General features: G+C 40.1%; 11 protein-coding genes and 1 pseudogene. 3 read left to right on the top strand and 9 right to left on the bottom strand.

Features of this window, described 5'->3' with window-relative positions; genetic code table 11:
• Nucleotides 1–103: 103 nt before the first annotated feature.
• On the bottom strand, nt 104–1,099 hold the full coding sequence (locus B3Q63_RS08600; protein ID WP_296175740.1) for a diaminopimelate dehydrogenase: 996 nt from the start codon (nt 1,097–1,099) through the stop codon (nt 104–106).
• A 526-nt stretch (nt 1,100–1,625) separates the two neighbouring features.
• Here B3Q63_RS08600 and rluF point away from each other — a divergent pair.
• Both rluF and ppiC read left to right on the top strand, forming a co-directional pair.
• Entirely contained in the window at nt 1,626–2,624 is a 999-nt protein-coding gene (gene rluF / locus B3Q63_RS08605) for a 23S rRNA pseudouridine(2604) synthase RluF (protein ID WP_296175742.1), read from the top strand.
• A 169-nt stretch (nt 2,625–2,793) separates the two neighbouring features.
• A complete protein-coding gene (gene ppiC, locus B3Q63_RS08610; protein WP_296175744.1) occupies nt 2,794–3,072 on the top strand; it encodes a peptidylprolyl isomerase PpiC in 279 nt (92 codons plus the stop codon).
• A gap of 309 nt (nt 3,073–3,381) precedes the next feature.
• On the opposite strand, the gene B3Q63_RS08615 is transcribed toward ppiC, so the two are convergent.
• From B3Q63_RS08615 to B3Q63_RS08645, 7 genes and pseudogenes are all read right to left on the bottom strand, one after another.
• Complete coding sequence (locus tag B3Q63_RS08615) at nt 3,382–3,909, bottom strand: peroxiredoxin (RefSeq protein ID WP_201624549.1); 528 nt, start codon at nt 3,907–3,909, stop codon at nt 3,382–3,384.
• Between the two features lie 170 nt (nt 3,910–4,079).
• Nucleotides 4,080–4,715, bottom strand: coding sequence for a class I SAM-dependent methyltransferase (locus B3Q63_RS08620; RefSeq protein ID WP_296175747.1), 636 nt, complete (start codon nt 4,713–4,715; stop codon nt 4,080–4,082).
• Nucleotides 4,716–4,738: 23 nt separating this feature from the next.
• Nucleotides 4,739–5,812, bottom strand: a complete 1,074-nt coding sequence (locus B3Q63_RS08625) for an HNH endonuclease domain-containing protein (RefSeq protein ID WP_296175749.1) — start codon at nt 5,810–5,812, stop codon at nt 4,739–4,741.
• A 267-nt stretch (nt 5,813–6,079) separates the two neighbouring features.
• Nucleotides 6,080–6,244, bottom strand: a pseudogene (locus B3Q63_RS08630) (IS256 family transposase); the annotation flags it as partial.
• 93 nt (nt 6,245–6,337) lie between these two features.
• Complete coding sequence (locus B3Q63_RS08635) at nt 6,338–7,327, bottom strand: DUF2939 domain-containing protein (protein WP_296175752.1); 990 nt, start codon at nt 7,325–7,327, stop codon at nt 6,338–6,340.
• 255 nt (nt 7,328–7,582) lie between these two features.
• Nucleotides 7,583–7,843: a hypothetical protein gene (locus B3Q63_RS08640; protein WP_296175754.1), complete on the bottom strand. Its 261-nt coding sequence runs from the start codon at nt 7,841–7,843 to the stop codon at nt 7,583–7,585.
• Between the two features lie 70 nt (nt 7,844–7,913).
• Complete coding sequence (locus B3Q63_RS08645) at nt 7,914–8,771, bottom strand: leucine-rich repeat domain-containing protein (RefSeq protein ID WP_296175756.1); 858 nt, start codon at nt 8,769–8,771, stop codon at nt 7,914–7,916.
• 870 nt (nt 8,772–9,641) lie between these two features.
• On the opposite strand from B3Q63_RS08645, the gene B3Q63_RS08650 reads away from it, so the two are divergent.
• Nucleotides 9,642–10,901 (top strand): MgtC/SapB family protein, encoded by a 1,260-nt coding sequence (locus B3Q63_RS08650; RefSeq protein WP_414706332.1) that lies wholly within the window; start codon nt 9,642–9,644, stop codon nt 10,899–10,901.
• A gap of 488 nt (nt 10,902–11,389) precedes the next feature.
• Here the strand turns inward: B3Q63_RS08650 and B3Q63_RS08655 are convergent.
• Nucleotides 11,390–11,904 (bottom strand): WG repeat-containing protein (locus B3Q63_RS08655; protein ID WP_296175760.1); only part of this gene is annotated, 515 nt, incomplete at its 5' end.

Raw genomic sequence — 11,904 nt, forward strand, 5'->3', positions numbered from 1 at the left:
CAAGCATAGCCCACCAAAAACCAGATTATAAAAAAAGCACCACGCCATTAAGGTTCGGTGCTTTTTTGAGCTCAGTTTTTTATTTCTAGTCTAGCGCAGACATTTACAGTAGCTCTTTACGCAGCTGAGCAGGAGACTTAGGTGATAATAAACTAGGTGCGACGTCGAGTACGGTTTTCGCACCAGTTTCGCCTGCTAAGTTCATTTTATAGGCGGCGCGGGCATAGGTTACGAGTACGCTAGAGGTAAATTCAGGGTTACTGCCAAGCTTTAATGAAAACTCCAATACTTGATTGTTCTGCTCATCATCCATGCCACTCACGCCACTGCGAATCACGAAACCGCCGTGGGGCATCTTTTGGTGTTCACGCTCAAACGTTGGTTGGTCGATAAAGTGCACCTTGGTATCGTAGTCGGCAAAGTAGTCCGGCATGGTGACGATGGTGTTGCGTACGGTATCGGCATCTGCGCCATCTGCTAGCACGATATAGCATTCGCGGGTATGTTTATCGCGGGTGCTTAGTGTTGGCTGCTCGCCATTTCGTACCCGTGCCATGGCAGGTTCTGACGGAATGGTATATTGCACGCCTGACTTCACGCCGTCTACGCGGCGTACCGCATCTGAGTGGCCCTGACTTAAGCCCTTGCCCCAAAAGGTATAGGTTTCGCCAACCGGTAAAATGGCTTCGCCGTATAAGCGGTTGATGGAAAACAAACCGGGATCCCAACCGACAGATAGCATAGCAACTTTGTTAGCTTTCTTGGCCGGTGTATCAAGTGCTGCAAAGTACTCAGGAATCTTAGCGTGAGTATCGAAACTGTCAACGATATTAAATAAACCAGCCAACGCTGGACCTTGCTCAGGCAAATCAGACTTAGAGCCGCCACATAATATCAGCACATCTATCTCGTCTTTATATTGGGCAATATCGTCCATGGCGTACACGGGCACGCTGTCGTCAATCAGGGTGACGGAGGCAGGGTCTCGGCGGCTGAATACACAGACTAACTGCATGTCTGGGCTTTGTTTGATGGCGGCTTGCGCGCCGCGGCCAAGGTTGCCGTAACCGGCGATGGCGACTCTAATTATTGGGGTCATTATGATTAGCCTTACGTTGGTGTGGCGGACAGTCACTTACTGCTGGTGTGATAAGTATCAAGTAGCACATGCTATCTAATTAGTACTTGTTGTGCAATAAGGGTTTGCAGTAAGCTGAACGGTAATACATTGATGGTTTACACAAATGGCATCTATTTTAGAGGATTACTATAACAAGTGATAGGGTACTGTCATACTAAATTTGAACTGCGTTTTAGATGCTCACAAAGATGCATGGCGTAGGGTGGGGCGAAGTTTTCTAGTGAAATTAAATCAGAATCTCTCTAAACTGACATCGATTAACGTTTATTACTATAACTTAAGCGAAGTAATGGTCACGGCCATGAGACTACTTGTAACTTTAAACAATGAGCAATAAACAATGAGCAATAGGTTTTTGCCCATCTCTCCTGAAACGGGCACTGAATTTACTATATAATGTCAGCCATCTCGTTGTTGATAATCCATTCAGTTGAGGTCTTTTTCTTAGCAAGAAAGACTTTTTATTAGGTAAAAACGGTGCTTTATGTTTAACGCTTCTTCGACTCGCTTAAATAAATACATTAGCGAAAGCGGTATTTGCTCCAGGCGCGACGCTGATCGCTTTATTGAACAAGGTAATGTGTACGTCAATGGCAAGCGTGCTCAAGTAGGCGTGCAAGTAGTTGCTGGAGATGTAGTAAAAGTTAATGGCCAGCTTATTGAGCCACGGGAAGCAGATGATTTCGTTTTTATTGCGTTGAATAAACCAGTAGGCATTGTGAGCACCACGGAAAGCTCTGAGAAAAACAATATCGTTGATTTTGTGAGACATAGCGTACGTATTTTCCCGATTGGGCGTTTGGATAAAGATTCCCAAGGTTTAATCTTTTTAACGAGCAATGGCGATTTGGTTAATAAGGTGTTACGTGCGGGTAATAACCATGAGAAAGATTATGTGGTGACGGTAAATAAGCCGATAACGGATAGTTTTATTGAAGGTTTAGCCGGTGGCGTACCTATTTTGGGCAGGATGACAAAAAAATGTCCGGTCACTAAGGTGTCGCCTAACGTGTTTAACATCACGCTAGTGCAAGGTTTAAACCGTCAAATTCGCCGTATGTGTGAGCATTTTGGCTATGAAGTCGTGAAGCTTGAGCGCACACGTATTATGAATGTGAGTCTTAAGGGTCTTCCCGTTGGAGACTGGCGAGATTTAACCCCAAAAGAGATGGCTGTTTTACTGAAATCTATAGAAGACTCCTCTTCAGAAGACAGTACTGCTGCTAAGAAATCTCGTAAGGCGCCACGAAAAAAACCTCGTACAGATACTTCGTCAAAGTCAAAAGAATCTTCAAAACCAACAGGCGCAGCAAAGGAAAAAGCTAAACATCCCAAAGATGGTGCTAGAAAACCAGCGGGTTCTAAAGGTAAAGACAGGCGTCCTTTTGGTGATAGCAAGAAGCCTGCTGGCAAAGGCAAACCTGCTGCAAATGGCAAGCGCCCTGCAAAAGGTCGAGGTTCTTCGCGGTCCTCAAAACGATAGATTGATAGATAGTGGCAGCGCCACTCAAAAGGCACCAATTCTCATCCAAAGAGTAGCGCCTGTGTGGATAATGACTTTTGATGCAGTAGCGTAGTCAAGTTAGGCCAGCAACCAAAGAGAGTAGTGATATAATGCCCCGATAATCGATATTTTATAAAGGGTTTACATTATGGCTCGTACCGCTAGCGCATTACACATTTTAGTAAAAGACAAAGAGGTGGCTGACGACATTATTGCCAAGCTTAAAAAAGGTGCCCAGTTTGATGTGTTGGCTAAGAAACACTCAACCTGCCCATCAGGTAAAAAAGGCGGCAGCTTAGGTGAGTTTAAACAAGGTCAAATGGTACCAGCATTTGATAAAGTCTGCTTCAATGGTGAACTCTTCACCCCACATTTAGTGAAAACCAAGTTTGGCTGGCATGTGGTTAAAGTGCTTTATAGGACGTAAGCGTTAGAGTCTGTAATGGCATAAAAGCTTTGAGCTGTTTTTAATAGATGATATACAAAAAGCCAGACAACTTAAGCTGTCTGGCTTTTTTTACGGTTAATACTTATCTGTTTGCCAAAAATCATGCTCACATTATCACTATCCCTAAAAACAACACCGCTCAGCGATAGAAATTTTTATAAAAACCATAAAAAAACTGCTTAGCCCTTATATTTAAGAGCTAAGCAGTTCTACAGTTTTAAATATCCGTATGTGAGCATCTATAGACGCCCGATAACACTTGATGACAACAGTCAAGCGTCAATGCTGTTAAGCATTACTTTTCAAATACGCTAACATGGTGTCTGCATCTGATACTTCAAACGGGTCTGTTGGGCAGTTGTCGTCAAAACCAGCTTCTTTAAATACTTTTTTGATTGCTTTATTGTCGACATACATCGAATAACGCCATGAGCGCATACCAAAGCCAAGATTGCTCTTATCAACCAGCATGCCCATTTTACGAGTGAACTCACCATTACCATCAGGAAGCAAGAAAACATTTTCACGGTTTTGCTTTAAGCCCCATTGATACATGACGAAGGCATCATTGACAGAAATACAAACGATTTCATCTACGCCTAACGCCTTAAACTCATTGTAAAGCTCTTCATAGCGAGGTAGATGGCTGGTCGAACACGTTGGTGTAAAGGCACCTGGTAGCGAGAACACAACCACTTTTTTATTGGCAAATAACTCATCTGTGGTTAAGTCTTGCCATTTAAATGGGTTGTCTCCTCCGATAGATTCATCACGAACACGGGTTTTAAAAGTCACATCAGGTACATGGGTAATCATTATTTACTCCGATTGAGGTTATTGTCTTTTTGTTTTGTAAAATACTTCACTTATATGATAATAGCTATAGTAGTCCATAAGCAAATCTTTAAGCTCATAGTCACTATATAAGCTATCAAAATAAATGAGAAGCCTAATTCAAAAATAGACTGTGTGAGAATTTAAGTTTGTTATCGCTTAATCATAATATTAAACCACTTTTCATCTCTATCTACTCTTTGGTCATTGGTAAGCCAAATTTCGTCTTTGAATTCATGGTTGGTTTTTTGCTTGATAGCTTCCCAGCATTTTTCATTCATATCACAAAAAAAGCGACCATCTTTCACGCGCTCACTATTACCGTATTTAAATGATGCATAAAACACACCATCGTCTGTTAGCATGTGTAGTAACCCATCTATTAATTCAGGCAGCTCCTTATAAGGTACATGGAGTAATGAGGCGCATGCCCAAATAGCGGTAAATTGACGTTGCCAGTTTTTTTGGATAATATCTTGAAAAGTAGCGCAGTGCCACTCAATCGTATCTTGATAGTCCATGCGCTTTTGAGCAGCCGCTTTTGCAAGGTCAAGTAATGCCGAGCTACTATCAATAGCAGTAACATTAAAGCCTAAGTTGGCAAAATGCATACTGTCACGACCTGAACCGCAGCCTAAGTCTAGTATATTTTGCTTGCTTATTGGTCTGACAGGTAGATTATCTATAAAGGGTTGATATAGCAGACGCATATTCACATCGATGGTTTGCTCGATGAATGAGTGTGCATTACTATTATAAAAGGCTAGGGTGTTTGATTGATCTATCATAGGTTATATATCGCTGTTTATTATCAGAAAAGACTACAGCCTTGTTGTTTAGGTTGCCAAACATGAATCAAACCTTCTTTTGAGAAGTTAAAGGACTTTTGCAAAAACTGTTGACGCATCTTCTCATTTCTACCCGTTTGATTGATTAAGGTCTCACGTAAGGGGTGTTGACTGCCAATCAAATATTCGTTGCGTGTGTGCAGTCTTGTTAATAATTCAATATTAGGTACTTGAGCAGATTTACCGTCTATACCACGGTTGCAATCAGAGCAAGCAAGCACTAGATTCCAAACGCCATCGACATTAACGGGACGACAGCAACCAGCGGTTGCTACTTGGGGTTTTAAAGTGTGCGGAAAAAAGTGGTCAACGTCTGCTAGCATCGGGTCATTAGAAGCAATACTGATTTCTTTAAAACAGTAAAAGCATCTGCTCTTTTGATAACCATTTAGGGCACCTCTTGAGCTGGTGATATCGATGCGGCGATGTTTAGTATCTTGAGTAAATAGCTGTTTGGTATCTTGGTCAAATTCGACCGCAATTAAACCTTTACCAATATTGAGCTCCCATGCTTTTTCCACCAAATTCCAACGTGATTCTGTCTCAAAATTCAAATTTTCAGCCGAGTGATCAAACACATAGAATAATTTAAATAAGTTATCTGTTAAACGTATACCTTTATTATGTTTACGCTCATCAATAAAAAACTCTTCATCAATCACATCATAAAACCGTTCTTGCACCGCTTTAGTATTGACCACATGAAATGCGTCCAAAACGTATTTAAATCCTTCTTTATTCGTGATATCAATGAGTTCGTCTTCGCTAATCTGATGATGGTTGAATTGAATGCAAGCATTGATAAACTTACCCCTACCAAAAGTGCTTTGTTTAGGACTGTGTTTTAGATGTTCACACAGATGCATGGCGTAGGGCAGTGCCAAGTCTTCTAATGAAATTAAATCAGAATCTCTTTCTAAGCTAACGTCGATCAGAGCTTTGGCAAGCGCGAATTTATAAGAAGCTGTATTTTTACCAAACAAAATAATCGCTCGCCAGTAGTTTTCTAGCGTGGGTTCAACGTCTATAAAGTTCATGAATGGCTCAATCTGTCGTTAATTAGAATGGACTGTAGTGACAGTCAACTCTAATAGTACTATAACTTTAACGGTTGAAACGAGCTTTTAGTTTTAGAAGTAGGGCACGGTTTGGGCACCAAATGGGCACTGCACCGAAAACGAGCTTTTTGATTGAGTAGTTAAACTTAGCAATTAGACTGAATAGCTCATGCTGAAAAACGTTACAAGCCTTGAAAGTTGGACAAAAAAAAGCCTCACCGCTCATATAAAGAGTAGTGAGGCTTTCTTTTCATGCTTAGGATAGCCGAGATGGTCTTCCATCTCAGCTTCTAGTGCAGTGTCGATAAACGACTGCATGAGCTGCTTTTGAAAGTCTTTGATGTCATCAAAGCTGTTCATGCTACCAGCCATTTGCTCGGCCAGTTTCTTAATGTCAGATTGGGTAGTCATTGCTTATAATCCATTATCAATCAAATAAGCCACCTTAGCGTATGGCAAGGTGGCTTGATTTTTTTACTGGAGCTATGACCCATCTACTATTCACTAAGTACAGTTGTTCATATACTGTGCTTCGGTTAAGTCTGGGTTACGACAGTCTTTCAATCCATCATACCCATCGTCATAACCTGAACGTTCAATAATAAATTTACGTAAATCAGCCTCTGTGCCGCCACCAAGTGTAAAATCATTCAATAAATCTATCATGTATTGTGGCGCTTCAATTTCATTGTCAACAAGATAGTCAATATGTGCTGCTTGTGCGGGTATTAGTGGTCCGGTTACTTCTACAGCATTAGCACCTGTTCCATTATTATAGTAGTCCTCGTCATTCACAGTATCAGAAGTAACTTCACTTACATCTGATGTAGTATCAGTATCCTGCTGTTCACCTAGATTTTGGAATACATCATCGTAGGTTTCACTTGTATCCTCTTCTTCAGCCCAATCTAAATCAGCGACAGATGATTCTGCGACTTTGTTGTTATATTTTTTATCCTTTGAGTCTAAAGAAAAATTAATTCTTGTGACTTTCCAGCTTAGCCAATCTCTATGCATGATCACATCTAATGATTCATCCGGATCATTTGCATCAATAATCTGAACTTTGAATCGATTAAAGGACAGGTAGCCGGCTTTATAATCGATATCCTCGTTTTTGGCTTTAGGCTTATCTTCAGGCGTGTCATTATTTAAGTCAAAATCTAGTTTTTGCCCTTGGAGCATGAGTGCTACACCATCTGGCGTTACTAAACCATCAATAAGTGGATCTATCATAGCAGCGCCTAACATGGTGCCTAAAGCTTCAAAGCCATCTTGCTCCTTACTGGAAGCAAGCTCTTTAACCATAGCGGCCTTGACTTGATCTTTCATACTCTGCTTAACGCTAGGGAAATCAATATAGCCTGAAAGTTTATCGGCATCTCCTTGTTGAGCAGCATTTTTAATATTATTTAGAACAAGATAGGGGGATGCATAAAGATAGATTGCAAATATAACGAATAACCCAACTAGCCAAGGTAAAAACTTTTTCAAAATATCTCTCCTGAATCCCTAGTAATAATAGGGCTTGATAAAGCAGCATTGGATTATTAATTGGCTTAGATTCTTATAATTGCCGGTATTACTTACGTCAAATTTTGTACTGATTAATACTTACATAGCAGTAATAATAAGTAATGAATTTTAACATTAGTAAACATCTAAAACAATTTGATAAACTTTTATTTGCAGATCAGATCGACCCCATAAATATGATTGTTATCTTCGATGAATTGAATCATGGTTTAGTCAGTGGTCGAGCTCTGCCTGGGCGAAAAAAGCGGTAGCCTTATGTATAATCTCGTTGGTTTGCTTGAGCTGTTTTTTCTCACGTTCAAGCATCTTTGATACGCTCTTTGTTACTTTGCGCTTATACCGATGCAGGAATGATTTGATCGATGTGCTTTTTATGCCATGATCGTAGGGTTTCAGGTGTGCAGCCAATCTTAGGGCGATGGCTTTAATAGCTGACCAGTTGGATGGATAGTCGCATGCCGCTTCAATCAACATGCGAACGGCGCGTTCTTTAATTTCGGGAATGTAGTTTCATATTTTCATTGTCGTATTCTCTCAGTTCAAGCTAGTTACCACCCACACTACCCAAAAATCGACTGACAGCTTCTGATACATCTGAAAGAGGATTCCCCTTAACATCAATTTCTTCCAATGCTTTTAGATTGGTAACACTATCAGGCAAACTTTGTAGGCCATTATGATAGAGCCCAAGACTTTTTAATTGATGTAGATTGCCTATAGAACTTGGCAGGGTTTTGAGATCAGAAGCACGTATCTCTAGTTTTTCAAGGTTTGTTAAATTTCCAATACTATCAGGTAAAGCCTTCAATGATTCATTGGCATACAGCTCAATACTAGTAAGTTTGCTTAGATTGCCAATAGAGCCTGGTAACTCCTGAACCTGCGTTCCTCTCATATCAAAATGGGTAAGCGATGATAAATTACCGAGCTCATCAGGAAATCTCTCTAAGCTCTTTGAAAAAATATTAAGCGCTTTAAGATTCTTTAGTTGACACAGTGCTTTTGGGAATTCAGTGAAAGCGCAGTTCATATAAACCAGTGTCTCTAAGCTATCTAATTGAGCAATCTCTTCTGGTAGTTCATTAAAACCTCTTAGCCTAAGGTACTTTAGATTTTTTAAATGGCCGATAGCGCTAGGTAATGGCTCAGTAGACTCACTTTCGCTTTGTAATACTGACTTATTATCAATATAACTATAACTCGTTGATTTTCCATATCCCAAATCCAGTCGCTCTAACTGACGTAATGCGTCAGATTCACGAGGGATAGTGCTGTCAGAACTGCCTGCTATATTATGGTTATCCATCCAGTCCCATATCTCTGTCATCCAGCCTTCAACGCCCGTATCTTGCTTGCTATTAGTGTTGTCATCTTGGTTGGTTTTATCGCTATATGCTGTCATAAGGTTACCTGTTAAATAATGATGGTTAAATGAGGTGAGTGCATTCAAGTTTTTAGTGGGTTTTATTGCGATGTGTCAAACGTCAAGAGTCGTTAGGCACAGTAATAAAACCAAGGTAAGCCATATTTTTAACAAAGCTTAGACTACCAGTGACTGAGACTGATAACGTTTTATGACGCTGTTTGGAGGGGTTGCTTAAAAAAGCGGAATAGCAGAAAGCGCTCATAAGACTCAGTCGCTGAATATGAGGAAAATGATTGAGAGGTTTAAAGTTTGGATGTAATTGACTAGAGGTAGTCATAAAGAAATTTCCTGTTGCTCTGTCTGTGTCAAATTGAAACGACACAGTCACCTTACAGAGCGAAAAGGAGGTGTGCGTTTTACCAGTCTTTGTTTTTCATCGCGCTGGAAGTAGCGGTAAACCCACGATGTTTTTTTATGATAGCAAGCGGCTTATTATTTGTCAAAAGTGATATTGAGCTATGCTGAAGGAATCTTGGAGAATAACTTGGTAAACTAACGACTCTATGAGGAGTTTATCATGACTAAGAAAACCAGAGTCTATAGTACAGTTTTCAAAGCTAAAGCTGTTAAATAAATAGAAGGTAAAAACAGCAATGGTTCACTGACTGCAAGGTAGCTAGACATATCGAGTTTTCGACGGTACTGGTGCGGTTCAGTTATAAGTGGTTCCATTATGGAAGTCTGTTTTAAGTGGTCTGTTAATAGGTTTAAGAGGCTTTTTAGGCGGTTCCCTTGGGCTATAGATCGCCAAGACAGGTGTGGCTTGATTTTTATCGTCATGCTGCGTAATCAAAATCTCCCAAGTTTAGTTATACGGATTTGACAGCAGGGGTCATAGAGAGTGGGATGAATTTCATGATTGTTAATACATTTACGATTGAACCTGTCCAAAACTTAATTACTGCATCTACCGCAGCACTAGGTTGTGGACTACTCATTGGTCTAGAAAGAGAGCGTAGCAAACAACGTGAAAATCAACACAGCTTTGCAGGTATTAGATCTTTTGCAATTTGCGCTCTATTAGGGGTAATTTGTTTCTCTTTCGGTTCTCTTATGGGACTCATAGGGGCATTGATAGTAGGTGGTATCAGTATCATCTCTACTCATAAACAAATTGAAGATCCAGGTGTAACCACTGAACTTGCTTTTATACTCACCTATTTTATAGGCGGACTATGTTTATGGCATATTCCTTATGCAGCGGCACTTACCGTCGTCCTTACCTTCCTTCTAATGACAAAGCATTCAATGCATGGAGTAGCGGTTAAATGGATTACTGAGCGTGAATTCAAAGATGGTATCTTTTTACTGGCTTTACTTTTAATTGCACTTCCTTTAACCCCCAATAGGGATCTTTGGGGTTCAGTACTAAATCCTTATATTATTTTAAAATTGTTGACATTGATTTTAGCCATTCAAGCACTAGCACATATGGCAAAGAGGCTTCTACCGTCACGCCACGCCATGTTTTTATCTGCTTTAGCATCAGGATTTGTATCCAGTACAGCCACGATTGCAAGCCTTGGAATAGAAGTTCGTCAGGGTCGTGCAGATGCAAAAGAAAATGCTGGAGCTGCCCTTATATCCTGTGTCGCAACAGTGGTACAACTTCTTATTATTGTTGCAGGTGTAAGTTTTAGTTGGCTTAAAATCTTATTATTCCCCTCTATTATTGCCATTATAATGTTAATTGTTCCTGGAATATGGTTGATGAGAAAAACTCGATCCGAAGAGAAAGCTAAGTTAACGGATACACCCATGTTTAGTTTGAAAGAGGCAGGTATCATTGTAGTCACACTTACTATTATTCAAGTACTGGTTTATGGTTTAAGTTTATGGCTGGGTGACGCCGGTCTTATTGCAGGAACCGTACTGAGTTCTATGTTTGAGGTGCATGCAGCAATGGCTGCCGTAGTCATGCAAGGGAACCCAACTAACCCTATTTTATTGCTCGCCTTATTATTAGGTTTAGCGACACATGCAATTTCTAAATCAATTAATGCGGCAATTACGGGTGGTTTTCAATACGCACTTGCTTTTGTTCCAATCCAAATTATTCACATGACTGTTTTAATTATCTTGATATATACTATGACAAATAATTAAAAAATTTCTCTACTTCATTGGTGTAATGGACATTTTTCATGCTGATACAGGGTCTAATGTGTAGTGGTATAATAAAATTGGATAGCTTATAAGGGGTTATACTAACTCAAAGAGCATATGTAGAGGCACACTAAAGTTAGACTGAATTTAAGAGAAAATATATTGCATACGAAAAAGCCAGGCAACCCAAGCTGCCTGGCTTTAAAATTTGAACGACTTATCTATGATTATGTTCCCGCCATACAGCATGCTCACATACCTCACAGCACCAACTGTCTTTTGCTCGCATATAAGGGATGTCTGCTGGTATCTGTAAAGGGCACACATAACCACAGTACTCGCATCGCACATCATCTAAATAAGCAAAAAACTCACCGATTGTCTCGAATAGTACCTGTGCGCCAATCGCATACTTCTCGCAAAGCACCTTTACGTGTTTAATAAAGTGTAAAAATAATTAATAACTATTCATGAATAGAAAAACACACTTATTGTGGACATGCGACTTTTTTATCTGATTTATTAATACAAACCGTTTGCTGATTGATAGTTGCAACTTCTGCTACACCATCCCAAAATATAAAATAATTGGCAGCCATAAAGTTAGAACTATAACGTTCGACATTACTATCAGCATATTTAAAAGGAATGATGGTTTTATTCGTGCCATTGATGAAGCCCCATTTATTACCTTTTAGGACGCCAGCGACGCCTTCTTTAAATGGACGTATTTCATCATAAACAAAGGTTATAGCGACTTTACCTGTCTTAGTGATATAGCCCCATTTCCCACCTTTCTCCATACCGGCCAGTCCTTCAGAGAAACCATATGCACCCCCAAAGTTACCATCTATGCCATCATACTGCGGAGCAATAATTTCTTTACCCTCTTTATCGATAAAACCCCATTTACCTGCTTTTGACATCACAGGTGCTGCGCCTTCGCTAAAGGATTCGATAGAACTGTATTTATTATTAAAACCCCAGTTCGGGATAAGGGCTC

The sequence above is a fragment of the Psychrobacter sp. UBA2769 genome (genome assembly GCF_002352555.1).
In the GTDB taxonomy this organism is placed as follows: Bacteria; Pseudomonadota; Gammaproteobacteria; order Pseudomonadales; family Moraxellaceae; genus Psychrobacter; species Psychrobacter maritimus.

Excerpts from the sequence above, each read along its gene's own strand:
- B3Q63_RS08620 (WP_296175747.1), bottom strand. The coding sequence starts at position 4,715 with ATGATAGATCAATCAAACACCCTAGCCTTTTATAATAGTAATGCACAC.
- ppiC (WP_296175744.1), top strand. The coding sequence starts at position 2,794 with ATGGCTCGTACCGCTAGCGCATTACACATTTTAGTAAAAGACAAAGAG.
- B3Q63_RS08615 (WP_201624549.1), bottom strand. The coding sequence starts at position 3,909 with ATGATTACCCATGTACCTGATGTGACTTTTAAAACCCGTGTTCGTGAT.
- B3Q63_RS08625 (WP_296175749.1), bottom strand. The coding sequence starts at position 5,812 with ATGAACTTTATAGACGTTGAACCCACGCTAGAAAACTACTGGCGAGCG.
- B3Q63_RS08600 (WP_296175740.1), bottom strand. The coding sequence starts at position 1,099 with ATGACCCCAATAATTAGAGTCGCCATCGCCGGTTACGGCAACCTTGGC.
- B3Q63_RS08650 (WP_414706332.1), top strand. The coding sequence starts at position 9,642 with ATGAATTTCATGATTGTTAATACATTTACGATTGAACCTGTCCAAAAC.
- rluF (WP_296175742.1), top strand. The coding sequence starts at position 1,626 with ATGTTTAACGCTTCTTCGACTCGCTTAAATAAATACATTAGCGAAAGC.
- B3Q63_RS08640 (WP_296175754.1), bottom strand. The coding sequence starts at position 7,843 with ATGTTGATTGAAGCGGCATGCGACTATCCATCCAACTGGTCAGCTATT.
- B3Q63_RS08645 (WP_296175756.1), bottom strand. The coding sequence starts at position 8,771 with ATGACAGCATATAGCGATAAAACCAACCAAGATGACAACACTAATAGC.